Annotated in this window: 22 protein-coding genes, 1 pseudogene, 1 riboswitch and 1 other annotated feature; of the genes and pseudogenes, 8 read left to right on the top strand and 15 right to left on the bottom strand. The window is 37.4% G+C overall.

The annotated features are described in order from the left end of the window. Window positions 1-84 precede the first annotated feature (84 nt). The gene (locus tag NST02_RS12145; protein ID WP_095306275.1) at window positions 85-675 is read left to right on the top strand and encodes a TetR/AcrR family transcriptional regulator; all 591 of its coding nucleotides are present in this window, start codon (window positions 85-87) and stop codon (window positions 673-675) included. A gap of 66 nt (window positions 676-741) precedes the next feature. Here the strand turns inward: NST02_RS12145 and NST02_RS12140 are convergent, their stop codons facing one another. Together NST02_RS12140 and NST02_RS12135 are read right to left on the bottom strand one after the other, a co-directional pair. Beyond that, window positions 742-1,179 (bottom strand): hypothetical protein, encoded by a 438-nt coding sequence (locus NST02_RS12140; protein ID WP_095306276.1) that lies wholly within the window; start codon window positions 1,177-1,179, stop codon window positions 742-744. Between the two features lie 84 nt (window positions 1,180-1,263). Next, a complete protein-coding gene (locus NST02_RS12135; protein ID WP_095306277.1) occupies window positions 1,264-1,458 on the bottom strand; it encodes an IDEAL domain-containing protein in 195 nt (64 codons plus the stop codon). A 388-nt stretch (window positions 1,459-1,846) separates the two neighbouring features. Continuing rightward, window positions 1,847-2,076 (top strand) — a binding site (T-box leader). A gap of 144 nt (window positions 2,077-2,220) precedes the next feature. Here NST02_RS12135 and NST02_RS12130 point away from each other — a divergent pair. Continuing rightward, on the top strand, window positions 2,221-3,762 hold the full coding sequence (locus tag NST02_RS12130; RefSeq protein WP_137743088.1) for a 2-isopropylmalate synthase: 1,542 nt from the start codon (window positions 2,221-2,223) through the stop codon (window positions 3,760-3,762). Between the two features lie 46 nt (window positions 3,763-3,808). Here the strand turns inward: NST02_RS12130 and NST02_RS12125 are convergent, their stop codons facing one another. After that, window positions 3,809-5,788 (bottom strand): acetoacetate--CoA ligase, encoded by a 1,980-nt coding sequence (locus NST02_RS12125; RefSeq protein ID WP_137743089.1) that lies wholly within the window; start codon window positions 5,786-5,788, stop codon window positions 3,809-3,811. Window positions 5,789-5,912: 124 nt separating this feature from the next. On the opposite strand from NST02_RS12125, the pseudogene NST02_RS12120 reads away from it, so the two are divergent. Then, window positions 5,913-6,548: pseudogene (locus tag NST02_RS12120) on the top strand (potassium channel family protein). Between the two features lie 63 nt (window positions 6,549-6,611). Here the strand turns inward: NST02_RS12120 and NST02_RS12115 are convergent. After that, complete coding sequence (locus tag NST02_RS12115; RefSeq protein WP_170211214.1) at window positions 6,612-6,773, bottom strand: hypothetical protein; 162 nt, start codon at window positions 6,771-6,773, stop codon at window positions 6,612-6,614. Window positions 6,774-6,900: 127 nt separating this feature from the next. Between NST02_RS12115 and NST02_RS12110 the strand changes: the two genes are divergently transcribed. Together NST02_RS12110 and NST02_RS12105 are read left to right on the top strand one after the other, a co-directional pair. Then, entirely contained in the window at window positions 6,901-7,818 is a 918-nt protein-coding gene (locus NST02_RS12110; protein ID WP_095306281.1) for an SDR family oxidoreductase, read from the top strand. A gap of 278 nt (window positions 7,819-8,096) precedes the next feature. Further along, on the top strand, window positions 8,097-8,240 hold the full coding sequence (locus tag NST02_RS12105) for an FbpB family small basic protein (RefSeq protein ID WP_137743090.1): 144 nt from the start codon (window positions 8,097-8,099) through the stop codon (window positions 8,238-8,240). Window positions 8,241-8,324: 84 nt separating this feature from the next. On the opposite strand, the gene NST02_RS12100 is transcribed toward NST02_RS12105, so the two are convergent. Next, window positions 8,325-9,815 (bottom strand): alanine/glycine:cation symporter family protein, encoded by a 1,491-nt coding sequence (locus tag NST02_RS12100; protein ID WP_137743091.1) that lies wholly within the window; start codon window positions 9,813-9,815, stop codon window positions 8,325-8,327. Between the two features lie 391 nt (window positions 9,816-10,206). Then, window positions 10,207-12,081, bottom strand: a complete 1,875-nt coding sequence (gene htpG, locus NST02_RS12095; protein ID WP_095306284.1) for a molecular chaperone HtpG — start codon at window positions 12,079-12,081, stop codon at window positions 10,207-10,209. A gap of 225 nt (window positions 12,082-12,306) precedes the next feature. Between htpG and NST02_RS12090 the strand changes: the two genes are divergently transcribed. Continuing rightward, entirely contained in the window at window positions 12,307-13,467 is a 1,161-nt protein-coding gene (locus NST02_RS12090) for an MBL fold metallo-hydrolase (protein WP_095306285.1), read from the top strand. Between the two features lies 1 nt (window position 13,468). Next, the gene (locus NST02_RS12085) at window positions 13,469-13,726 is read left to right on the top strand and encodes a DUF3006 domain-containing protein (protein ID WP_095306286.1); all 258 of its coding nucleotides are present in this window, start codon (window positions 13,469-13,471) and stop codon (window positions 13,724-13,726) included. Between the two features lie 151 nt (window positions 13,727-13,877). On the opposite strand, the gene NST02_RS12080 is transcribed toward NST02_RS12085, so the two are convergent. From NST02_RS12080 to NST02_RS12045, 8 genes are all read right to left on the bottom strand, one after another. Further along, window positions 13,878-14,639, bottom strand: coding sequence for an ABC transporter ATP-binding protein (locus NST02_RS12080; RefSeq protein ID WP_095306287.1), 762 nt, complete (start codon window positions 14,637-14,639; stop codon window positions 13,878-13,880). A gap of 18 nt (window positions 14,640-14,657) precedes the next feature. Beyond that, window positions 14,658-16,997, bottom strand: a complete 2,340-nt coding sequence (locus tag NST02_RS12075) for an ABC transporter permease (RefSeq protein ID WP_321177890.1) — start codon at window positions 16,995-16,997, stop codon at window positions 14,658-14,660. Window positions 16,998-17,421: 424 nt separating this feature from the next. Continuing rightward, window positions 17,422-18,090 carry a TetR/AcrR family transcriptional regulator gene (locus NST02_RS12070; protein WP_095306288.1) on the bottom strand — a complete coding sequence of 223 codons (669 nt, stop codon included), beginning with the start codon at window positions 18,088-18,090 and terminating at the stop codon, window positions 17,422-17,424. Window positions 18,091-18,434: 344 nt separating this feature from the next. Further along, window positions 18,435-19,526, bottom strand: coding sequence for an iron-containing alcohol dehydrogenase family protein (locus NST02_RS12065; RefSeq protein ID WP_095306289.1), 1,092 nt, complete (start codon window positions 19,524-19,526; stop codon window positions 18,435-18,437). Between the two features lie 61 nt (window positions 19,527-19,587). Further along, window positions 19,588-20,418 (bottom strand): MetQ/NlpA family ABC transporter substrate-binding protein, encoded by an 831-nt coding sequence (locus NST02_RS12060; protein ID WP_095306290.1) that lies wholly within the window; start codon window positions 20,416-20,418, stop codon window positions 19,588-19,590. A 51-nt stretch (window positions 20,419-20,469) separates the two neighbouring features. After that, window positions 20,470-21,141 (bottom strand): methionine ABC transporter permease, encoded by a 672-nt coding sequence (locus NST02_RS12055; protein WP_095306291.1) that lies wholly within the window; start codon window positions 21,139-21,141, stop codon window positions 20,470-20,472. Further along, a complete protein-coding gene (locus NST02_RS12050) occupies window positions 21,131-22,144 on the bottom strand; it encodes a methionine ABC transporter ATP-binding protein (RefSeq protein ID WP_137743093.1) in 1,014 nt (337 codons plus the stop codon). The genes NST02_RS12055 and NST02_RS12050 overlap by 11 nt, the downstream gene beginning before the upstream one ends. Before the next feature lie 298 nt (window positions 22,145-22,442). Then, a riboswitch (SAM riboswitch) is annotated at window positions 22,443-22,548 on the bottom strand. 105 nt (window positions 22,549-22,653) lie between these two features. Beyond that, complete coding sequence (locus tag NST02_RS12045; protein WP_095306293.1) at window positions 22,654-23,463, bottom strand: carbon-nitrogen family hydrolase; 810 nt, start codon at window positions 23,461-23,463, stop codon at window positions 22,654-22,656. 81 nt (window positions 23,464-23,544) lie between these two features. Between NST02_RS12045 and NST02_RS12040 the strand changes: the two genes are divergently transcribed. After that, on the top strand, window positions 23,545-24,711 hold the full coding sequence (locus NST02_RS12040) for a pyridoxal phosphate-dependent aminotransferase (RefSeq protein WP_137743094.1): 1,167 nt from the start codon (window positions 23,545-23,547) through the stop codon (window positions 24,709-24,711). A 304-nt stretch (window positions 24,712-25,015) separates the two neighbouring features. Here the strand turns inward: NST02_RS12040 and NST02_RS12035 are convergent, their stop codons facing one another. Further along, window positions 25,016-26,293, bottom strand: a complete 1,278-nt coding sequence (locus NST02_RS12035) for an MFS transporter (protein ID WP_137743095.1) — start codon at window positions 26,291-26,293, stop codon at window positions 25,016-25,018. Window positions 26,294-26,444 lie beyond the last annotated feature (151 nt).

Here is a 26,444-nt window from a genome sequence, read left to right as displayed (position 1 = left end):
TTACATATTTCACTTTAATAATCGTTTTTTATATGGTTTTATAATAGTAACAATAAAATTATAGAATAAGATTGGAGAGTTAAGATGTCCTCTTTTAAAGAAAGAAAAATTGCTAAGAAAAAAGAAGAGATCCTCCGCTCTGCCGCTGCAGTATTTGCTGAAAAGGGCTATCATGGTACAACAATGGAGGAAGTTGCAGCAAAGCTGTTAATGACGAAAGGATCGATGTATTATTATTTCAAAAATAAAGATGATCTTCTTTTTCACTGTCATCAAATGATTATGAATAAAAGTATTCAAAATATGGAGGAAATTATAAACAGCCCCATAACAGCGAAAGAAAAACTAGAAAGAGCCGTAAAAGCACACATCATGCTGGCAACCAATGAAAAATCGATTTTTATGGTGATGGATAAGCCCAATCAGCATTTCACTGATGAATATTTGCATGAAATTCTGAAGTCCAGAACGGAGTATGCAGCATATTTTGATCAAATTTTACATGAGGGAATGGAGAAGAAAGAATTTCAATGCATTGACATAAAAATGGTCAGAATGATTATTTTAGGAGCACTGAACTGGATTCAAGAGTGGTATAATCCTGAGGGGGAAAAAACGGGCGAACAATTAGCTGAAACTTTTGCTCACTATTTATTAAAAATGGTTCTGCCATAATAAGTTCACTTCTATCGTGCCCGTCCTTTTTCGTTTTACACGAGGCGGGCACGATTTTCTTCTATTTTATTCCTTCCTCTGTCCTTTAAACCTGAGCCCTAACTCTGAAAGAATTTCATCAACAGAAGTATCAAAATGAAAGAAATAATGACTATTTTCTGCGCCGAAGACCATTAAATGAGGATTTTCATATTCCGGGAAAATTAAGATAACTTCATTAACCGATGTGTTCAACCATTTGTTTTTTACTTCGACTGCATTTTCCAACGGAATTTTTACCATATAACCTTTCTGAGGTATCGGTTCAAATCCACGGTATACATCTGTAATCCCTTCAAGAATTGTCACCACTTCTCGCTGAATATGGTCAGTGCTGGGCTCTTCTTTTATAACCTTCCCTTTATTAATATGGAAAATTTCAATTTGAATCGCTTTTGCATTTACTTGAAGACTGAAAATAAATAAAGTCAGCAATACAACAAGCGAAAGTATTTTTCTAACCATGACCTCACCTCAAAACTATTATCCCCAGAAAATAACAATATATGTAAAAAACAAGACAGTCTGTCAAACAGACTGTCGAAAATGTTAAGAAATATTATTTAGCTCTGAAGATAGTCGAAGAAATTCCTCTTTATTACGTTCTTGTAAGGATTTGTCGATTTCCTTCTTTAGCTTTTCTTTTTTGTAGGAAATCAAAGATTCGTTTAAAACCTGCTCTGCTAACATTGACAACTGCTCCTCAATTGACGGTTCGGGTAACTTAAGCAAATCCTTATTCATGGGAAATCAACTCCTTAACTTTTATTAAGTATAGCATGAATTATCTAACAATTCAATTTTTTCTCTATTATAGTGAAATATTTTTTCTTTTTATAACTTCCGATTTAGCTTCAGGTTTATCCATTTATGCTTAATCGCCATTTTGCAACTCCCCTTTTTGCTTCGTCATTACCAAATTAGAAACTAACACTTAGATAAACATAATTCATAATTTTTAAAAAAATGCAATTCTTTCACCCATTGACGGAAATTCCTATCTATTCTCCCCTGCTGTGATAAACAGCCTGTCGCTTCCAAATAATAATTTAACACTTTAAATGAATCATGTATTGCATTTCTTTCTTTTATGTAGTATTATATTTTAAAATTTCGAATTTTAAATATTGTAAAAAAGTTGATGATAAGGAGCAGGAAAATGTTTTCTTCTCTAGAGAACCTGTGGTTGGTGCAAACAGGTGAAGAATTTTTTCCAACTCGCCTTTGAAACTTTCTTCTGAAAACAGTAGGAAGAAACGATTCACAATCGTTAATTTGTGAAGTTAAATCTTAACTTGCGAAGACTGTTATCCGTGAGGAGCAGTAAATGAGGGTGGTACCACGAGTATGCTCGTCCCTCAATGTCGTAGTTAAGGTTTTTTTATTTATATTTATGTTATTTGATACTGTTGTCTGCTGCAAGATGAGTGGCCATAATTTTGCAACAATGGTGTTTAACATAATGTATGAGAAAAGCTGGTACTTAACAATTGGGAGGTAATGTCAATGAATGAAAGAGTGTATTTTTTTGATACAACTTTAAGAGATGGGGAGCAGACACCTGGTGTTAATTTAAATCAAGAGGAGAAGGTTGAAATTGCACTTCGCTTGGAACAGCTTGGAATTGATGTCATTGAAGCCGGTTTTGCTGCCGCTTCACCTGGTGACGCAGCAGCAGTCAGAGCCGTTGCAAACGCTGTGACAAAACCGCTCGTTGTTAGTTTAGCACGAGCAAACAAAGGAGATATTGATGCTGTCATCAACGCCTTTACCGGAATTGAGAACGTGGGGATACATATCTTCATCGCTACTTCCCCCATTCATCGCGAGAAGAAATTATTTATGTCCAAAGAGGAAGTTATCAAAAAAGCAGTTGAATGTGTCTCTTATGCAGCACAATATTTCAAGCACGTTGAATTTTCCTGTGAGGATGCAACAAGAACTGAGCTTGATTTTTTAAGAGAGGTTGCAGAGCATGTTATTGAGGCCGGTGCAACTGTATTAAACTTTCCGGATACGGTTGGCTATACAACCCCTGAGGAGTATGCTCAACTTTTTCAATATATCCTCGAACATACAAAAGGCGTAGAAAATGTAAGACTTAGTTGCCACTGTCATGATGATTTAGGCTTGGCTGCCAGCAATAGCATTGCTGCCATTAAAGCTGGAGCACTCCAAGTAGAAGGCTGTGTCAACGGAATAGGTGAAAGAGCAGGTAATGTTGCTTTAGAAGAGGTTGCAGCCCTCCTTGAGACAAGAAAAGATTATTATCAAAAGGAAACGGGTATCAACCTAACAGAAATCGCTAAAACAAGCAAGCTTATTAGCAGGCTGACTGGGGTAAGCGTGCCCCCAAACAAAGCAGTGATAGGCAATAACGCCTTTGCCCATTCATCTGGGATTCATCAGGATGGGGTCATTAAGGATAAAACAACATATGAAATTCTTAAGCCTGAAAGTGTTGGCTTTGTTGAAACTAAGCTTGTTCTCGGAAAGCTATCAGGAAGAAACGCATTAAAGAAGCGTTATGAAGAGCTTGGATATTCCATTACGCAAGAGCAGCTAAAGGAAGTATTTACAAAATTCAAAGAGCTGGCTGATCGCAAAAAAGAGATTTTTGATGAAGATATCATTGCTTTACTGGAGACAAAAACGAGTGAGCAGACCTCGACCTACACATTTAAAGACCTTAGTCTGCAAGTGTTAGCAAACAAAGACTATCGGGCTTTCGTCCATATTTTGAAAGAAGACGGAAGCGTTATAGAAGGAATTGCTGAAGGCAATGGTCCGATTGATGCAATTTATAAAGGGATTGATCAAGGTCTAAACATAAAGGCAGAACTGATTGACTACAAAATAAAATCGATTTCCAGGGGGAAAGACTCTATTGGTGAAGTTTTTGTTAAAATCAAACATGAGGAAGCCTTATACCAAGGCAGAGCCATTCACGTAGATATTATTTTTGCCAGTGCGAGCGCCTATATTGACGCCATTAATCGAGTTGTTAGCCTTCAATCGAGCTATGCTTCTGCAGAAATAAAGAACTAACGTAATATTAGAACCAGATGCATGAAAATTCAAAAGCCCAGCCCCCTTATAATGGATCTGGGCTTTGGATCCTTTCGGCAAACTTGATAAAAAAATCGAGTGAATGAGGATTACTCAATGAGCCAATGTTAACCGCCTTTGAAACAGGCGTTCCCGTAAGTATCCTTTTAATGGGCACTTCTAATTTTTTACCATTTAGTGTACGCGGGACAGATGTAATCTCATAAATCTGATTAGGAATATGCCTTGGGGAACAAACTTGGCGAATTTGTTTGCGAATCCTTGTTGCAAAAGCCTCAGTTAATAAGTTTCCTTTTTCTAAGACAACAAATAGCACAATGTTATTGCATACGTCGATAACAAGACTATCGGCGATTTCTTCCATACCTTCGACGGCACTATATATTTCACTCGTCCCTATTCTAATCCCTCCCCTATTGATGGTGGAATCAGAACGACCATATATTTGGCAACTGCCTTTTGAAAATATTTTTATCCAATCCCCATGTCTCCAAACACCTGGATAGAAGGAAAAATAACTTTCGGAATAGCGCTCACCGTTTTGATCGTTCCAAAAATAGAGGGGCATTGATGGCATTGGCTCCGTTAATACAAGCTCTCCAACTTCATTCATTACACTTTCACCTTCATCATTGAAAGCCTCGACTTTTGCTCCCAATTCTCTGCATTGAATTTCTCCAGCATGGACAGGCATTAGCGGTGATCCACCGACAAATGCTGAACAAATATCCGTTCCTCCACTTACTGAAGCTAACCATAAATCATGTTTCACATGGCTATAGACCCACGAAAACCCTTCCGGGGGCAATGGTGAGCCCGTAGAGCCAATTGTTTTCAAATGGGAAAGATTAAATTTGGAAGGTTCAATTTGTTTATTCATACACGAAAGAAGAAAGCTTGCACTTGTTCCAAATAGAGTGGTTTCTGTTTCAGCGGCAAATTGCCAAAGATTATCAAGTGTAGGAAATCCAGGGCTACCGTCATAAAGTACAATTGCTGATCCTGCGAGTAGACCACTAACAACAACATTCCACATCATCCAACCTGTGGTTGTAAACCAGAAAAAACGCTCTCCTCTTTTTAAATCCATATGTAGTACACATTGTTTAAGATGCTCCAGCAATATGCCACCATGACCTTGAACAATAGCTTTCGGAATCCCGGTCGTACCAGATGAAAATAAGATCCATAACGGATGTTCAAAATCTAAAGGAAGAAATTGCAAAGTCTCATCATCTACTTCAGCGATGAACTGCTTCCAGAGCATGGTGCTTTTACATTCATCACACGAAAATTCTTCATTCAAATATGGCAGCATTACTGTCATCCCAATCGTTGGGATCGCTTTCTTAATATCTTTTACCGTTTTCATACGATTAAAATTCTTGCCACCATAACGATATCCATCAACAGCAATAAGAAGCTTTGGTTCTATCTGTTTAAAACGTTCAACCACCGTTGGTGCTCCAAAATCTGGTGAAGCACTTGACCACACTGCACCGATACTTGCGCATGCTAAAAAAGCGATTATTGCTTCTGGAATGTTGGGAAGATAAGCAGCAACACGGTCTCCTTTTTTAATTCCACTTTTTTTGAGACCTGCTGCAAAGGCAGCAACATTTTTGTTCAAAGTTGACCAGGTCATTTTTTCTAATGGACGAAGCTCCGATTTTGCAAGGATAGCTATATCATTTTCATTTACATTTCGAAATATATGTTCCGCATAATTTAACTTAGCCCCAGTAAACCATTTAGCACCCGGCATTTTCCGCTCTGATAATACTTGTAAATAGTCTGCAGTTGATTTTATAAGAAAATAATCCCATAAAGATTCCCAAAATGATTCGATCTCAGTGACAGACCATTTCCACATTTCTTCATAATTTTTAAAATGGAGATTCTTATTGCTTTGCAGCCACTTCATATAATCCACCATATTGGATTGCTTCTGAAAGTCGTCCGAAGGCTGCCAAAGAAGCTCTCCTTCTTTCACCAATTGTCCCATACGGATCCACCCCTTCTCTATATTATAATATTCGGAATAATTAAATGTTTGATAAAAATTTCATTTAGTGGAAATTCTATTAAAAAATTTTGTGGAGGATAACATGAAATAGCAATTTGCCGTAATTGGTTTAGGGCGCTTCGGCGGAAGTCTTGTTGAAGAATTTAGTGTACCTGGCATCGACGTCTTGGCCATCGATAAAAATAAGGAGCTGGTCGAAAAATACGAACAATTTGCTACAAATGCCGTTCATGCTGATGCCCTTAACGAAACAAGATGAAAAGAGGTCGAAATAAAAAACATGGATCATGCCATCGTCTCTCTAGGCACTGATATTGATAAAAGTGTACTTGTTACTTTATTATTAAAGGATTTAGGGATTAACAAAGTGTGGACAAAAGCAGTAAATACTTATCATCGTAAGGTGCGGGAAATAATCGGGGTTGACCGAGTAATACATCCAGAGAAGGATATGGCTAAACGAATTGCTCACCATATAATATCTGACAAAGTCATTGACTATATTGAACTTTCGGAACATCACAGCATTGTGGAAATTTTGGCTTCAGCAAAAATACATGCACAAACATTAGCTGAATTAAATGTAAGAACAAAATTTGGATGTAATATTATTGGCCTTCAGAGAGAAGGAGACATAATCATCTCCCCATCTGCTGAAGAAATCGTCTATTCTGGGGACATCCTCATTGTCATTGGTGAAAATGACGATATTCAGCGCTTTGAAAACGGCGCTGTTTAAGCACATATTCTCACAGGTCGCTACTCGTCATCAATCATCTAAAAGCCAATCATTTTTTCTCATCTATATAATAGGGTAATTCGGTTCATATTTTGGATATGCATAATATGGCGGTCTTTTTCCTATTAACGGTAACTCAAAAAACTTATCACCGTAGGATACTTCTACTCTTTCCTCTGAATCATTCACAAGTAAATATATAACTTCTTGTTTATATTCGTTCACTTCCTCTCCCCCCAATGCCAATTTGTTAACACGGTATTCTTTGCTTTTTAAAATGAGCCAGTACAAATGCACTAAATTTACTTCAGTTTCATAGAGTAACTCAGAATAACGTTTTTAGGAGGCCATCATGTCAAAACATGAAAATATAAACGATTATCCCATGTACCCAAACTTCGGAAGAATTACACAATTTCAAGAAATTCCTATTACCGTACCGGAACAGCGGCAATTTCGTCAGCCTGGAGTAGAAAAATACATGGTGCCAAAACCAATTATTGAAAATCCTAATTATAAAGGGAGCGAAAAGCTAAAAGGAAAGATTGCGCTTATCACTGGCGGTGACAGTGGGATCGGTGCTGCAGTCGCGATTGCCTTTGCCAAAGAAGGAGCAAATGTTGCCATATCTTATTTAGATGAACACGAAGATGCAAATCGCACCAAAAACAGAATCGAACAATTAGGACAAAAATGTATTCTCCTACCTGGAGATTTGCGAAACAAACAACAATGTATTGATATTGTCGAGAAAACAATCGCAGCATTTGGAAAACTTGACGTCCTATGCAATCATGTTGGAATCCAATTCCAACAGTTAAGTTTACTCGATATAAGTGATGAACAATTTGATGATACTTTCAAAGTAAATATTTACTCTCATTTTTATACAACAAGAGCGGCACTGCCCCATTTAAAAGCTGGAAGCTCGATCATTAACACTGCATCTGTCGTTGCATATGTAGGGTTTGAACAATTAATCGATTACACTGCCACGAAAGCTGCCAACGTTGGATTTACAAGGGCTCTAGCCAATAGCCTCGTAAAAGACGGGATTCGAGTCAATGCCGTGGCACCGGGGAGGATTTGGACACCGTTAATCCCGGCAAGTTTCTCTTCTGACGAGGTAACACTTGCAGGAAATCCAATGGAGCGTCAAGGTCAGCCATTTGAGTTGGCTCCAACCTTTGTTTATTTGGCTTCGGATGACTCTAGATTTGTTACAGGGCAAACTCTCCATGTTAACGGTGGTCAAGTAATGGCAACTTAATATAAGACAGGAAAATTTCCTGTCTTTCCCTATAATATACCTGATTCGATATTGACTCTCTCAAATGTTATCTCTCCCTCACAATTCTTCCATCAATCCATAATTTTACTTTCCCCTGCACTGCGCATAAGCAAATATAGTATAAAAAATTATTTACATTGTAAAATCTCTGTAAATATTCTTGTTTTTACCAGTTGTCATTTGATTGTTTCTGAAAATTTTGATATATTTATTTTATACTATTTTTCGACAAATTTCTCGATAAAAGGAGCTTGAAAATGAGAAAGCAATTTGTATCAATGCAAACGTTAATTAATCGAAATAAACAAGAAATCTTAACAAATAAGAAAGAAATTGCACGTATTGAACGTTTAATTGATGATAAACATAATCAAAAGCTAAGCACAAAGACAAAATACTAAAGATTCGTAATTTTTAACAAAGAAACAAGAAAGGAAAGGACGCCCACAAACGAGCGACCTTTCCATAATTTTTACTTTTCTTCTCTATTTGTCTACAGATGATCCGGAAGTTGTCTTTATTTTATTGGCACCAGCACCAGGATACTTGTATTCCTTCTCCCAGAAGTCAGCTCCCTTAATGCCAACTTTAACTGGATCAAAGACAGGATCCTTTCCAGCTTTTTTCTGCTCCTCATAATCTTTAAGTACAGCAATTGCCGGCTTTGCTAGAAGAAGGATTGCTATAATGTTGAGCCAAGCCATACTTCCTACCCCTATATCTCCCAGAGCCCATGCAACATCGGCTGTCTTGACGCTTCCATAAAGAACCATCGCTATAAAAATAAATTTTAAAAGGTATTCAGCCCAAACTCTTTTTACCTTTTGGTTAATATATGCTAAATTTGTTTCAGCCATGTAGTAATAGGCCATGATCGTTGTAAATGTGAAGAACAATAAAGCGATAGCAACAAACGGGGCACCGAATCCAGGCATCACTGATTCAACGGCTGATTGAGTATACCCTGGTCCTGGTTCCATTTCAGCTAAATTCACAACAATCGCCTCTTCACCCTCAGGAGTAACATTATACATTCCTGTGATCAAAATCATGAACGCTGTTGCTGAACAGATAAATAAAGTATCGATATAAACAGAAAATGCTTGGACAAGCCCTTGCTTAGCCGGATGAGAAACTTCAGCTGCTGCGGCCGCATGTGGACCCGTACCTTGCCCTGCTTCATTTGAATAGACTCCGCGCTTAACTCCCCATGAGATCGCAGCACCTAAAATACCACCAAACGCTGAATTCAATGCAAATGCGCTTGAGAAAATTAATCCTAACACTTCTGGAACTCTATCAATATTCATAATAACAATTATAAGAGCTACAAATATATAGCCAACAGCCATAACCGGAACGATAAATTCGGCCGTTTTTGCAATACGTTTTACTCCACCAAAAATAATGATCGCCAAAATTAAACATACAGCAATTCCGGAAATCCAAGGATTAATTCCAAAAGCCGTATTTATAGCAGTGGACAAACTATTCGATTGCACACCCGGTAATAGTGCACCCGTTGCTATAACGGTAACAATTGCAAACAGTATCGCGTACCATTTGATTCCGAGTCCTTTCTCAATATAGTAAGCTGGTCCCCCACGGAATTGCCCATCTTGCTTTGTTTTGTAAACTTGCCCAAGCGTCGCTTCGATAAAACCTGAGCTAGCTCCAAGAAAAGCAATTGCCCACATCCAGAAAACAGCACCAGGTCCTCCAAAAGCAATCGCAGTTGCAACTCCGGCAATATTTCCTGTTCCAACTCTTCCAGCTAGCGACATTGAGATTGCTTGGAAAGAAGAAATTCCTGAATCTGAAGCGTTTCGGTCGAACATTAGTTTTCCCATATCACCAACATGTCTAATTTGTAAAAATTTTGTTGCGATAGAAAAAACTAGACCTACACCTAAGCATAAATAAACAAGCGCAGGACTCCATATAATTCCATTAAGCCAATTAACAAAAGCTTCCATATAATTCCCCCTAAATTAATGTAATTCTTTTTTATTATAAATTACGCTTGTCAGAATATAAACTATTTTTTTGATAAATTTCTAATTTTTAGAAAACAAAACCTTCTTTTAATATTGCTAGCCTACAATAATAAATTTAATTGTATTACTGACAAAAAACATCAATTCACTTAAAAAAGGCAATTAATATTGCTATTTTAACATTTTACAACGAGGTTAACTGAATTGTTTAAAAATAACAGATTAACAACCAAAGAACTTATAGCTTCCACCTATTAAACGAGAAATTTTTGCGTACTAAAAAAATCACCGAGGCTAATTTTGTTTCATGCGCAAATAAAGAATAAAAAATGGGAACAGCCCCCGTTCAACTTTGGAGGCTGTTCTTATATTAATTCATGATTTTACAAATATCATTGGTAAATTCTACTGGATCTTGGATTGGCAGGCCTTCAATAAGCAGTGCTTGGTTGTAAAGTAAATTTGTATACAAGCTTAATTTATCTTTATCATTTGCAAAAGCATTCTTTAATGCTTCAAATACTTCATGATTAGAGTTTATCTCAAGAATTTTATCTGCTTTAACATTTTGATTATCGGGCATTGCATTAAGGATTTTTTCCATTTCAATCGTTACTTCTCCATCTGCTGTTAAACATACCGGATGAGATTTTAAACGCTTTGAAATGCGAACATCCTTTACTTTCCCTGCAAGAATGTCTTTCATTTCATTGAAAAGTTCCGTATTCTCCTCGTCTTTACTCTCCGTATCAGCATCATTTTCATCAATACCAAGGTCACCGCTGGAAACGGACTTAAATTCCTTTTCTTGATAATTCATGAGCATTTTGATGGCGAATTCATCAATGTCCTCTGTAAAATAAAGGATCTCAAAGCCTTTATCAGCCACCAGCTCTGTCTGTGGTAATTTCTCAATCCGTTCAACCGATTCGCCTGTCGCATAGTAAATGTACTTTTGCTCCTCCGGCATTCTGGAGATATACTCCTCCAATGTAACCATCTTTTTCTCTTTAGAAGAATAGAACATCAGCAAATCTTGAAGGGTTTCTTTATTCGCCCCAAAATCACTATATACTCCAAATTTTAACTGTCTTCCAAATGACTTATAAAATACTTCATACTTATCCCGTTCGTTTTTCAAGAGAGCTTGAAGCTCGCTTTTAATTTTTTTATTAATGTTTTTGGCAATCAACTTTAATTGACGATCATGCTGGAGCATTTCTCTTGAAATATTCAAAGAAAGATCCTCCGAATCTACCAATCCTTTTACAAAACTGAAATAATCAGAAAGCAGATCTGAGCATTTATTCATAATTAATACTCCATTTGAGTATAGTTCAAGTCCTTTTTCGTATTCTTTTGAATAATAATCAAATGGAATATTTTCCGGAATATAAAGAATTGCATTGTAGCGAATCGTTCCATCAACACTGATATGGATATGCTTTAACGGTTTATCAAAGCCATAGCGTTTTTCATTATAAAAATTCACATAATCTTCAGTTGTCAACTCTTTTTTATTTTTTCTCCAAATTGGAACCATACTATTAATGGTTTCTTCTTCAACATAATTCTCATATTCATCTTCGCTGTCTTCCTTTTTCCTGCTTTTTGTAAGCTCCATTTTAATTGGATAGCGAATAAAATCTGAGTATTTTTTTATAATCGTTTGCAGACGATACTCATCTAAATATTCCTCATACGATTCTTCCTCGCCATTTTCTTTGATTTTTAAAATAATCTCTGTTCCAACTTCATCTTTCTCGGTTGGTTCGATTGTGTAGCCATCAGCCCCTTCTGATTGCCATTTATAAGCCTCATCGCTCCCAAGTGCTCGGCTTATGACTGTCACAACATCAGCAACCATGAAAGCCGCATAAAAACCAACGCCAAATTGACCAATGATATCATGGCCATCTTTAATTTCATTTTCTGTTTTAAAAGCTAGAGAGCCACTTTTGGCAATAACGCCAAGGTTATTTTCAAGCTCCTCCTTCGTCATCCCTATACCAGTATCTATGATTTTTAATGTCCGCTCTTCTTTATTTGCCACTACTTTTATGTAATAATCATCCTGGTTAAAGGTTAGCTCCTCATCAGTTAAAGCCTTATAATAAATTTTATCGATTGCATCGCTTGCATTGGAGATTAATTCTCTTAAAAACACTTCCTTTTGAGAATAAATAGAATTAATCATCATTTCTAGTAGCCGTTTGGATTCTGCTTGAAACTGTCTCTTTTCCATAACCTTGCTCCTTCCCAATACTTTTGATAGATTAGCACTCTTATCTCGCGAGTGCTAATATTCAATATTTTAAATATCACATAAATAAAAAAGTGTCAATTAACAACCATTAAGCAATAGTTACGGACAACGAAAATTTTGATTTTATCATTTTTCTACCTTTCATATGATAGAATAATGGGTGCGAGCAAACATCACGAGCATAATACAAGCAGGAGGTTTTAATTGAAAAACTTACTTTTTTCGATCACTGTGATTCTAATTTTAGTCGGCTGCAACATCCAACAGCCTTCAAGTAACTTCGATAAAAATCCAGCATCAGCAAACTTGGATATATCGAGCGAAAACCAATTTCCTGATGGAGAACTGAATGTTCATTTTTTAGATGTTGGTCAAGCTGATGCTACACTTTTTCAAGTAGCAGAAAACGATAAGCAATATGTGATTTTAATCGACTCAGGAGACTTCACAGGAAATGAAGTTGTCAGCTATCTTGAAGAAGCCGGACTTGAAAAAATCAATATTGCAATTGGCACTCATCCGGATGCAGATCATATTGGCCAGATGGATCAAGTCCTTAATCATTTTGATGTCGATGAAGTATGGCTTTCAGGCAATACAAGTCAATCGGATACTTTCCAGCGAGTTTTAATGGCAATAAGTGAAAATAACGTTGATTATGTTGAGCCAAGAATGGGTGAAAGCTATAAGCTAGGACCTCTGCAAATAGATATTCTATATCCGCAAGAAATCAGTGGGAAAGCAAATGAAGAATCAATTTCCATGAAAATAACGTATGGTGAAGTTAGTTTTGTTTTTACAGGCGATGCAGAAAAAAAGAGTGAAAAAGAAATGATCGAAAGTGGCGCTCAGTTACAAGCTACCTTTTTGCAGCTCGGTCATCATGGCTCGTCTACCTCTACGAGCGAAGAATTTTTACAAGCAGTCCGACCTGAGGTCGCCATATACAGCGCTGGAAACGACAACTCATATGGTCACCCTCATGAAGAAGTTGTGTCCCTTATCAAAAATTCTGGAATAGCTCTTTATGGCACAGACGTTGATGGTACAGTTATTGTTACAACCGATGGAAAAACATACACGATAAAAACAAAAAAAGCCGGACAAGTACCCGCTGGAAAGACATTTGAACAGCCTAGTGAAATGGATATACAGAATAAAAGTAATGGAAGTTGCATCGATATAAACACTGCGAGAGCAGAAGAAATTGAAGGCATTGTACATATTGGTCCAGAACGAGCGCATGATTTAATTGCCTTGAGGCCCTACTATTCTATTGAAGAACTAGAAAAGATTAATGGAATTGGACCGGCGCGGATCAATGATATTAAAAAAGAAGGATTAGCTTGTATAGGAGGGAATTGATATGAAAGCCTATATTGATCGCTTTGAAGAAAGCTTTGCTGTGCTCTTACTTGAAGAAAGTAAGAAACAGCATATAAAGCCGATCGACCAGCTGCCAACTGGAGCTTCTCCAGGAATGTGGCTAACGTTGACGTTAGAAAATAATGAAATAATAAAAATGGAACTGGACGATGAAAGTACAAACTCGGCCAAAAAATCTGTCAATCACCTAATGGCTCAACTTCGTTCTAAGAAAAAGGAAAGTAAATTCAAAAAATAGAAATGCTAGGTAAACCAGTTATATTTTTAGCAAATATGGACGTAAAACTCATTCACAAATCGTTTGCTCGCCTCCAATTTTTTAAAGGTGGACATATGTGAATGCACTCACCTCACAAGGTCCACCTATGTCATGATTAAAAGAGATTTTATTAAAAATCCATTTTTGCTAACCACTGCGAAAGCACTTCTTCTCTCTCGCGCAGCTCCTTATTAATCAATTGATATTTCCCGAGCTTCTTTTCTCCGACTAGATTTCCATCTAACATATACAGAACCCGCTCTGTTTTCGCCGCAACTTTTAAATCATGTGTCACCAATAAAATAGCAGTCCCTGTCTGATTGATTTCAATTAAAAGTTCCATGATTTCCGCTGCTGCTTTTGAATTTAGCGCACCGGTTGGCTCATCGGCAAAAATAATCTTGGGCTGATTAATAAGCGCTCGGCAAATGGCAACTCTTTGCAGCTGCCCTCCAGAAGCGTGAGTGATAGCATGATCTTTCAGCGAGAGAATTCCTGTTTTTTTCATTAATTCAATCGCTCTTTTATTTATCAGTTCTCGGCTATTCTTTTCCGCCAAATAAGCAGATAAAACAATATTATCGAAAATGGACAGATTTTTTAATAAATGGATTTGCTGAAAAATAAACCCCATGTCATTTAAACGTAATCTTGACAACTCTTTTTCAGATAGCAACGCTATTTCCTCTCCATCTAAAATTACATTTCCTTCAGATGCTTTATCCATTCCACTTATATTGTAGAGTAATGTTGATTTTCCAGAGCCCGAAGGACCCATAATCGAAACAAATTCTCCTTCTTTTACCTGAAGGTTCACTGTTTTTAATATTTGACCGCTTTCCTTATCATCCGAAAATTTACTAAGTTCCTTCGCTTCCAGTATCGTTTTCATTCTTCACTTCCCTCCTGATTAATCTGCATTCATTTCAGAAATTTTATTGTTTGCAATTGAGTTAGTACTGATGAATGTTGTGACCGTAACAGCTACTAATAAAAGAAATGGACAAAGAAGATACGCATGAACAGGATTAATTACAAACTCAATTCTTGCAGCACCCATCATTGACCATAGTGCGCTGACAAAGTTCTGTCCAACAGTGTTTGCTAAAATCGTTCCAGATATGATTGCTGCAAATAAAACCGCAAGTAATCGAATAACATATTGCCCTTGAATATCCCTTAACGAGAATCCGATGCTTCGCAATATAGCATTTTGTGATGAGTCCTTCACAACAATCATTTTCACAAAAAGTGTTGAAATTAAAATAGAGATTCCTAATGTAATGACAATCGCTATAATCGTTAACAGTCTTAACTGTTCAATTGTATCGCCTAACGTTTCTGCTAAGTAACCTTTTATATCTGTTACTTTAGCCGGGTGAAAAACTTTTAAATACTCCTGCATCTTATCTGGGACATCCACATCATTCATTAAATTTAAGCTAATAACATACCATAGCGCTTGTTCATGATTAGTTGGAAAAATCGCTTTTGCAGTTCGACCGCCATTTGTTATATCTTGATAAATGCCACTTACAATCAAATCTTTCATTTTTCCATCGACCTCTAGCTGGAGAATATCTCCAACGTCCTTTTTTAACTCCTCACTGTTTAAATACGATAGGGCAATTTCATTTTCTTTTTTCGGTAAATTTCCTTTTAAATATTCCAATGGGAAAAGGGACATATCTCCTGTCTCGACATTCATGTTTTCCAATCGTCCATCACTACCGACTACTTTCAGCCGCTTTACTACTAGTGGAGTGAATTTTTCAACATCAGCATCCTTTTCAATATAGGTGAGAATTTCGCCAAATCGTGCGCTCATATCTTCAGACTGCTGGAGATCAATCCTTAAATCGCTTTGTCCTATTCCCATATAGGTGATGATACTGGAAGAATGTATTGTATTCAAAAAATTCACGGGTACAATCATGATAAAGGTGCAGATAATGTAAACAACAAATAATAATAGATAAATTCTTCCTCTGTTACATAAATCCTTTATTGCTAGCAAAAGATTGATAGGAACGAACCGATTTTTATAAATAGGAAGAATGCTCTGTCCTTTTGATATACTGCCCGTCTTCCCAGCCCGAAGCGCCTCTACTGCACTGATATGACTAAATTTTCTTAACGTCATTCGACAACAGGCGATGCAAAAAATATATATTAAGAGAGCAGCAACAAAAGGAGTGCCATAATCGACAATATTTCTTGGAGCCAACCCTAAATAAGTAGCCATATTTTGTGTAAACAACGGGCTGAACCATAGGGATACGAGATAGCCAAACATGGACGCTGCCGCTGCAATGACCACATATTTACTCAAATATATTTTTTTCATGTATGCTTGATTGATTCCAATCGCTTTCATAACGCCAATCTCCCGATAGTCTTCTTCCAATGTTGCCAATATCGTCAACCTTAAGCATAAAACAGCGATAACGATAAGCAGTAGACTAATAAAAATAATCGTAACTGCCAGAATACCCTCCGTAAGACCATTTAGTATTTTAAAAGTTTGGTAATCAAGAGTGGGCCCGCCGCTTGGCAATGGAGATTCCTGATAAGACTGGCTAAAATTATTCAATTGCTTGATATCTGTTAACAGAAATTCGATTAAATACTCGCTCTCTTTTATATGGGTGTTCAATAGTTGATAATCTTCATCACTAACTAAAAATCTCTTCGAATGAACCATGGAAGGATTCATAAGTGAATCACGGAGAAAATGAGAGATTGTAAATGTAATCCTTTCAGTCCCATTTATAATGCTCACTTCATCACCTATTTGCAAATGATCACGCACCATATAGTAAATAGGGACAGCAATTTCACCAGAAGAAAGGTGAATGAGTTCATTTTCCAGATCGAGTAAATAATCAAATGTGTCGTTTTGTTTCACAAAGCTTATATCCATGACACTGTTTATTTCAGGCTCCTGCTTATTTCCAAGCAATAGCTTTGTTCCATCGATGTTAAGCATCTCTACCGTTTGCTGCTTGCTCACCAGCGGATGATTCATTGCCCACTCCTCTATTTCCTGCTTGTTTATTTCTCCTGCATGCATCTGTACAAAATGAGGGGTTTCTGCTTTCATAAATAAATAGTCCATCGACTGAAATAACTTACTAATCATTCCTGTTCCACAGGCAATAAGAATAGCTGCAAGAAATACAAATAAAAATAAAACACCCGTAATGCTTTTCTTCTTTTGCAAATCTCTTCGTAATATTTTTAGAAGCACCGAGTTTCTCCCTTCCTCTTTCAAGAAAAATCTATTGCTGGAAAATATCCTTTTGCACATTTGAGCGATCCATCAACATGAAGTCCACCTACAAAAAAGTGGTTGTCGCAAGAAATAAACATATTAGACCAAATAGAAAAACAATTATAATACTTAGCTGTGGAGTGATGATAAAACTGTTCACCTGAAAGGCTAATTGTTGCGAACAGCTTCTTTTCCCCTGAAAGACCCTTTCCATCAATCGTTAAAAAACCTGAGGTTTTCTCAGAAATAGTAGAAAGTGAATGTATCGTCGTAATTTTCCCCGCTCTGTTCGGCTTACAAAACCTCTTAACCCCATCCTTTATTCACTTCAGCAAAGTTGCCATCTTCTTAACAAAATCCTTCACAACGATAATTGATTCCAACATGCTGACCATCCCATTTATAAAGAGTGGTTTTCATCCTCTCCATCTTCCGTCATATTCAACGGCATCATCATCTCTAACAGATAATTAAAGCTTCCTTTTTCTGCTCCTAATGTTGTTTCAACGATATAAACAAAAGCGACCACTTTCTGCAGAAGTTCATCCGACTGCCAGCCAAAGATTCCCTCATCAAATAAAAACTGAGAAGAGACCAATAAAATTTCGATTGTTTCCTTTGGATAAGGGGTTGAAAAGCATCCCTCCGCAATCCCTTGTTCAATCACCTTCGTTAATATTGGGGTTAATTGTTGAATCGTTTCAACAAGGCTTTTCTGATGCATCTCTGCATTATTTGCCTCATGCAGCTCTTCAATCATGCCTTCTTTGCGGGCCGAATCTGTTCTTTGAGCCATAAGAATTTGAAAGAGCTTTTCTGGTGCCTTTAAATCTGGTTTGGCAGCAATCGATTTTGCCATATTCACCCCACTATCAATAAAGCGTTGGACAACAGCATCCATGACTTCTTCCTTCGATTGAAAATAGTGATAAAAGGTCCCTTTGGCTATCCCAACTTCTTTCAAAATGGCATTCACGGTCGTCTTTGAATAACCCTTCATCGTAAATAACATTTCAGCAGCATCTAATATTTCATTTCTACGTTCATCATGTGGTTTCGAAATTCTCATTTTCACCCTCCATTTTCATTAGACCGACCGTCGGTCTAATGAAATCATAATCTTTATGCCCATAATAATCAAGAGCTTTTACTAAGTTTTAACTAAACGTTTACAATTACCCAAAAAGAATTCTGATGCGTACTTAACTGAATTTGTGAATATAAACAGCCTAAACGAGTTAAACGAAAAAACCTGGAGAAATTGCAAAACACAGTCCGCACTTATCCAGGTTTTTTTATTTATTTGGCTCATTTCCGCCAGACTTGATGTTATTTTCAGCAATTTCTATCAAAAGCTTCACTGTGAACGACAAAATTTCACGATCAGAATGGAAATTTTTCTACCCAATTTGCTCATTTCCTCGTAATCACTGTTTCTAACTCATATATGGCCTTTTTAACCATATCTGCATCAATAATTCCGATCGGCAAAACATGAATGGATTCTCCTTTTAATGTAGATTTTTCGGCGATCATAGTAACGATATCGTCCTCTATTTCTTGAATTCCTAATTCCTTAAGTGAATACGGTAAGCCAAGTCGGCGATAAAATGGAAGCAATAATTCAATTTCATGTTGTTTACCTTCTAAAACAAGCTGTACAAGAATGCCATATGCTACCTTATTACCGTGCAAAATATGATGGGTTGCAACTAACGCAGTTAAGCCGTTATGAATGGAATGGGCACCAGCAATACGCCCATAGTGGTCACCAAAGCCTCCAACCATTCCCCCTAAAACGATGATTGCCTCAACAACTTTAATGAAATCATCATTTAACATGCCATTATTAACCGCTTTAATCGCTCCTTCTGAATGTCCCATGAGAAGATTTTTACACTGCAATGCAGTATAATGAGATATTTGCAATGGAACCGGTTTATTGGGTAATCTTTCCATTTGCACATCAGCTTCATACCATTTTGCCAGTGTATCGCCAATTCCTGCGATAAACATTGCTTTTGGGGCATGAAGTAAAATATTGGGCTCTATTAAGACTAAACTAGCACAGATGGGATAAACGTCATATCTGATGAAAGCACCAGTCTGATCGTATAATACACTAAGGGGTGTCCATGGTGAGCAGTTGGATGCAAGTGTCGGAACTAAAATTGCTTGAGTATGAGTCATATCGCAAACTGCTTTCACTAAATCGAGTACCTTTCCTCCGCCAACACCGACTACCCCATCAAAAGCATGCTTTTGTACAGCCTTTGCTAGTTCGGTTATTTCTTCTAAAGAACACTCCCCGCCATAAGTATGCTCCTGATAAACAACTTTTGATAACATTGGCCAATATGGCTGAACTGCATTCCACGACTTCACGCCATGAACAACGAGGATATTTTTAAGTCCTCTCTCCACAAGCTTTCCTTCAAGAAGCTCAAGAGCTCCCTCTTGTAAAATATACTCACTTGGTGCTCCGTGTACGGAAAATGACTGCATAAAGTGTCCTCCTTCCTCTATAAAAAGACCCACTCTCTTCGAAGTGGGTCAAACAATTACATTATTCATTCATCCACTCTGGTTTACCAAAACCTTGGAACTCTTCATCGATCACCTTTTCAAACGCATCAGATTGAACAATTTCGACAATGTCTTTTGCAAGCTGATCATCCTTATTCTCAGTTTTCACAGCAACTACATTGCGATATGAATCAAGCATATTCTCTAATGCTAAAGCACTTAATAAATCCATACCTGCAGCAAGAGCAAAATTTCCTGGAACTGCGGCAAGGTCAGCACTCTCCACCGAGCGCGGAAGTTGTCCAGCTTCAATTGGTTCGAATTTTAGATTTTTCTTGTTTTCAATTATATCTTTTTCAGAAACTGTTAACGGGTCCGCTTTTTCATCAAGAATAATTAATCCTTCCTCTTGAAGTGTATTAAATGCGCGTGCTGCATTGGTTGGATCATTGGGAATCGTAATCGTTGCACCGTCAGAAATTTCTTCAATCGTTGTAAATTCATTAGAGTATATTCCCATAGGTGCAGTTGGAACTGTGATTAATGCTGTTAAATCCATATTATTTTCTTTCGCAAAATTTTCTAAATAGATCGTATGTTGGAACAGATTTGCCTGAATATCACCATTATCCAATGCATTGTTTGGTTGAATATAGTCGCTGAACTCAATCACCTTAACTTTGTATCCTTTTTCCTCAAGACCCGGGATAATTGCCTTCTTTAGCATATCACTGTATGGACCTGCTGTTGCCCCAATTTGAATTTCCTTTGTTTCTTCACCTTCTCCAGCAGAATTTGAATCATTGTTCCCGCATGCTGCTAGAAAACCTAATACAAACAAGGCAAACGTTAATTTTAACCATTTTTTCATTTTTTCTTCCCACTTTCTCTCTCATAGATTTCTTTTATATCGTTATATATGCTATCTCTTATCAACAACTTTTGCGATAAAATCACCAAGGATTTGAATCACCTGAACTAAGATGACGAGAATAAGGACTGTCGCAATCATGATCGTATTATCATAACGATAATAGCCGAATCGAATGGCCAAATCCCCGATTCCCCCACCACCAACAGTTCCAGCCATCGCTGAAAAACCAATTAAACTAATAAGTGTTAACGTAATTCCAGAGATAATCCCTGACTTTGCTTCTAAAAGTAGAACATCTTTAATAATCATCCACGGTGTCGCTCCAGCCGCAATAGCCGCTTCAATAACACCTTTATCAATTTCTCTTAACGCCGTTTCTACTATGCGTGCAAAAAAAGGAATGGCTGCAACCGAAAGGGAGACGCTTGCCGCTGCCGGACCAATTTGAGTACCAACAATAGCTTTAGTGAGTGGAATCAGCGCTACTAATAAAATGATAAAAGGGATCGAACGAACTAAATTTACGATAAATCCTAACATACTTTGAACAGCTTGATTTTCCCAAAACAGCCCTTTATCTGTAATATACAAAAGGATGCCAATTGGAAGTCCAACAATGACAGCAACGGCAAGAGAAATCGATATCATGTAAATCGTTTGGAGAAAGGCTGTATTAATATCTGGTAAAAGTTCGACGAAATGTCCGAAATCAAACCCCATCTCGCAACACCTCCACCTGTGCGTCACGCTCTTCAATATATTTTAGCGCTTGTTTAATTTCTTCCTTTGCGCCCTTTAATTCCATTACAAAAATGCCAAGCGGTAAATCTTGAATGTACTCAATAGAACCATGCAAAAAATTTCCCTTAACCTGATATTGTTGTAAGGTATCTGAAATAACACCTTCCCCTGCTACTTTTCCGCGGAACGTCACCTTTACGAGCGGGCCTTCACAGCTATTCGCAATCGTTTCAGGAATATCATAAGACACTACGCTCGCAATAAACTCCTTGGCAAGCTCTGTTTTCGGACTGGCAAAAATATTGTAAACAGCCCCTTCTTCCACGACTCTTCCTTCCTGCATAATTGCCATACGATTACAAATTTCTTTCACTACATTCATTTCATGTGTGATTAAGACAATAGTGATCTTTAATTCTTGATTGATTTTCTTAAGCAAATTCAATATTGATTTTGTTGTGGTTGGGTCAAGAGCCGATGTCGCTTCATCGCAAAGCAATACTTTTGGATTGTTGGCTAATGCTCTTGCAATTGCTACTCTTTGCTTTTGTCCACCACTTAACTGTGAAGGATAAACATCCCGTTTATCGGAAAGCCCAACCATTTCAAGAAGCTTCTCCACTCTATCTATCCTTTCTTTGGCGGGCACCTTTGCTGCCTTTAAAGCAAAAGCAATATTTTCATAGACTGTTTTCTGACTAATTAAATAAAAATGTTGAAAGATCATTCCGATTTTTAAGCGAGCTAATCTTAAAGGTTCACCACGTAGCACAGTAAGGTCTACTCCATCAACTGTTAAATGTCCAGACGTTGGTCGCTCTAGTAAATTAATGCAGCGGAGCAATGAGCTCTTGCCAGCACCTGAATAGCCGACAATCCCATAGATCTCACCTTTCTCAATGGATAGTGAGACATTATCAACACCATTAACTTCGCCCTTTTTTGTTTTATATATTTTTGAAAGATTTTGAATTTCTATCATACACATACCCCATTCTTCACCTACTTAGTAAGAATCGCCTTCGGAGCAATTAAAATTGAAATTAGTACTGCTTAAAATCATCCTCTAGCAGCTTTTCATTATATTAATCAACGGATAAACAATAACGGCCTATTCTCTTTCGCAAAAGGAAATATGAACCTGCGGTAGCAATTCTCGAACGGAACAACCTGAAGTTTGAAAGAATATTTATTACAAGTAGGCAACATCACGGAATAGTCTACTAAACCATTAAAAAATGCGCCTTTCTACTGAAAGACGCATCGAAATACTATATCTCGACTTATCTTTCAGAATGTAAACATTCTGCAGGAATTGGCACCTTCCCAAAATAGGGGGTTGCCGGACGTCATAGGGCCATGTCCCTCGGTCACTCTGGATAAGTTTGAAAATTTTAATTAGAATGTAATTTAGATAATACTAGTGGACAAATTTTCTGTCAATAGTAAATTTACTATCCTTTTTTATGTAATGCGCTTACATCGTGGATATCAATCCGTTTCATGAAAAAAACTTTTTTTAAGAGAATACAATTCCTCACGTCTATCTGCAAATACGGGAATCCTTTGCCTCACATCTTCCACTTCCTTCATATCAATTTCCGCGTAAAAAATACCTTCTTCCTCTTCGTTCGTGACGAGGAGCTCCCCCCATGGGGCTATGATCATTGAATGTCCATTAAATTCATTGTCGGGATCAGTTCCGACACGATTAACGGCGACAATATAGCATTGATTTTCGATTGCTCTTGCCTGTAGTAATAATTGCCAATGATCAATTCTCTTTTTCGGCCATTCTGCAGGAACAAAGACTACTTTTGCACCTAGTAATATATGGGTACGAATCCATTCAGGAAATCTCAAATCATAGCAGATGATTCCAGCGCATTCGACGTCGTCAAGCTGAAATCGGTTCAGCTTTTGTCCGGGCTCCATATAAAGGTGTTCGTCCATCAGCCTGAACAAATGAGCTTTATCATATTCAGAAACAACGCTTCCTCCTTTATCTATCACATACATCGTATTATAGAATCGCTCACTTCGCTTTGTTGCAACAGATCCCCCAACAATATTTACTCGATGTTGATAAGCAAGACTTTGTAAAAACTGTTTCGTCTTCTCTCCATTCTCATCTGCTATTCTATTAAGCTCAGTTAAAGCATAGCCTGTGCTCCACATCTCAGGTAACACAATCGTATCACTTCCGTTATTTGCTGCCTCTTCTATATAGCGTTTAACAGCAGCAAAGTTTTTTATCGGTTCACCAAATTCGATATTCATTTGCACACATGCAATTTTCATATTTGCCTCCCTCTAGACATTTTTATTTAAAGATTATAGAATTTGATATAAAATCGCAAATACTTTTTAAAGGTGGAACATATGGAATATTCCGAAAGATTAAAAAAACTACCCGTTCAATTTTTTGCTAATCTTGTTGAGAAAGTCAATAAAGCATTAGCAGAAGGCAGAGATATCATCAATTTAGGCCAAGGCAATCCCGATCAGCCGACCCCAAGTCATATTGTGAAAGCACTTCAGCATGCAGCGGAGGATCCGAATATGCACAAATACTCACCCTTTCGCGGACTACAGGAATTAAGAGAAGCTGCTGCCCACTTCTACCAAACCCAATATGGAATTGAAATCGATCCTAATCGAGAGGTGGCCATTCTTTTTGGTACTAAAACTGGTCTTGTCGAATTGCCTCTCTGTTTGTTAAATGAAGGTGAGCTCATGCTTCTTCCTGACCCCGGCTACCCTGATTATCTTTCAGGTGCTGTGCTTGCTAATGCAGATTATCGTTTATTCCCACTTAAAGCAGAAAATCAATTTTTACCTGATTTTAAATCGATTGCCAAAGAACAGGTCGAGGCAGCAAAGCTGATGTATTTAAATTATCCCAATAATCCAACTGGAGCTACAGCCGATCTGGCGTTTTTTGAAGAGACCGTTCGTTTTGCCAAAGAAAATCAAATAACCATTCTTCATGATTTTGCCTATGGGGCAATTGGCTTTGATGGCAAAAAACCAGTAAGCTTTCTTCAGGCAGAAGGAGCAAAGGATATTGGAATTGAAATGTACACATTATCGAAAACATATAATATGGCTGGATGGCGTGTGGGCTTTGCAGTCGGCAACGCAAAAATTATAGAAGCATTAAACCTCATTCAGGATCATCTTTATGTAAGCTTATTTCCAGCAATCCAGAAGGCTGCTGTTTCAGCATTAACAGAGGAACAAACTTGTGTAGTCGAGCTAGTTGCCCGCTATGAGAAACGACGGAACGCATTGATTGCAGCATGTCAGGAAATCGGCTGGAAAGTAGAGGCACCCGCTGGTTCTTTTTTTGCTTGGTTACCAGTTCCGACAGGCTATACAAGCGAACAATTTGCTGAGCTTCTGCTTGAAAAAGCAGACGTTGTAGTGGCACCAGGTAATGGCTTTGGCAAATTCGGTGAAGGCTATGTACGTGTAGGACTCCTTGTTGACGAAGACCTGCTCGTAAAGGCAGTAAAGCGAATTGGCAAGCTCGAAATCTTTCAATAATTGTTGAAAAGCTCAGAGCGAGTCTGAGCTTTTTTGCTGTTTTCCATTTATTCAAGCTAAAAAAATGTCTGGTTACTAACAATAAATCCAACAATCGTTTTTTCTGCTTCCAAATCAGACTAGCAATTCAAATTATCCCCGACCAGTTTTTTTTAGAAATGATCCTTTATTCCATCCTTAGCCATTTCCTTTCGTTCAGGCATGGGAGAGGCTACGCTATTCTGAAAAAAAGCAAAGAGTTCATAACCATTTAGCGGATTAACACATCTCTTTCTACATTAGAAACTCATAAAAAGAGTGACTTTTATTTTCCTATACCTTGATCTAGTGCCACTTCTTCTGGATTAGGTACTCGAAGGAGAATTAAAGCCCCGATAATAAACAATACTACAAGACTGAAAACTCCAAAGTTGGTATTTCCGGTAATTTGAGCGGTTATTCCCAAGAGAACAGGCCCAGCTACTGCAGCAAATTTGCCAAAAATGCTGTAGAATCCAAAAAATTCATTAGATGATTCCTTCGGTACCAGTTTTGCAAAATATGACCTGCTTAATGATTGAATTCCTCCTTGTGCTGTTCCAACAAGCATTGCTAAAACCCAAAAATCTAACGCGGAATCTAAGAAGAAAGCATAGCAGCAGATAAAAATATAAATGAAGATGCCAACCATAATCATTTTTTTATCCCCGTATTTTGTGCCAAACTTCCCAAAAATAACCGAAAAAGGAGCTGCCACGATTTGAGTGACGAATAGAACAATGAGAAGTGTAGAAGAACTAATTCCTAAATCAGAACCATAAGCAGTCGACATTTTAATTACGGTATGAACTCCATCAATATAGAAAAAATAAGCTAATAAAAATAGAAATAATGGCCGATACACTTTAATATTTTTAAACGTCTGTAATAGCTTTTTAAAACTTGTCCTAACTGGATTGGAAACCCTCTCCACATAATAATTCTGTTCCACATTCTTTAGCATGGGAATCGTAAAAATCCCCCACCATAATGCCGTAATCACAAAAGCTATCTGACTGGCTACCGTGACCGATAATGGGATGATGCTTTCTTGGGCAAGTATAATAATAGCAATAGAAATAATAAATGGAATTGTACTTCCTATATAGCCAATAGCATAGCCATGGGCAGAAACCTTATTCATTCTATCTTCCGTTGTTACATCGACGAGAAAGGCATCATAAAAGATATTGGCACCAGCAAATCCTACCGATGTAAGCACAAAGAAAATTAATAAAATAAACCATTGATTTGAAGGAACTACAGCTAACAACAAGGTAAAAATAACCCCGAGTGTAGTAAAGAAGACAAAGAAGCGTTTCTTAAATCCTTTAAAATCTGCAATTGTTCCCAAAATAGGAGCCAAAATCGAAACAATTAATGTAGCAATCGAGTTTGCATAACCCCAATAAGCGGTTGAAGTTGTGGCCGAAATTCCTGCTTCAGTCGCAACAGACTTAAAGTATAAAGGCATAATGGCTGTCACAATCACGAGTGTATAGGCCGAATTTGCCCAATCGTAAAGGGCCCAACTTCTTTCAGGAATGCTGTATTTTTTTTCCACTTTAATCCCCCTTTTGATAGCTCTTTAATCATTTGTTCATCTCTGCCCTTTAATTTACTTTTGTTCCAATTCCAATTAGAAAGATGGTCCCCAAACTGCAATAAAGTGTCAGTCTTTAATGCCACAAATAATTCATTTCCCTTGTATTTCC

This window comes from Robertmurraya sp. FSL W8-0741, assembly GCF_038004005.1.
Classification (GTDB): domain Bacteria; phylum Bacillota; class Bacilli; order Bacillales; family Cytobacillaceae; genus Robertmurraya; species Robertmurraya siralis.
Note: the sequence above shows the minus strand (reverse complement) of the source record. Positions and strands in the feature narration are given on the sequence as shown.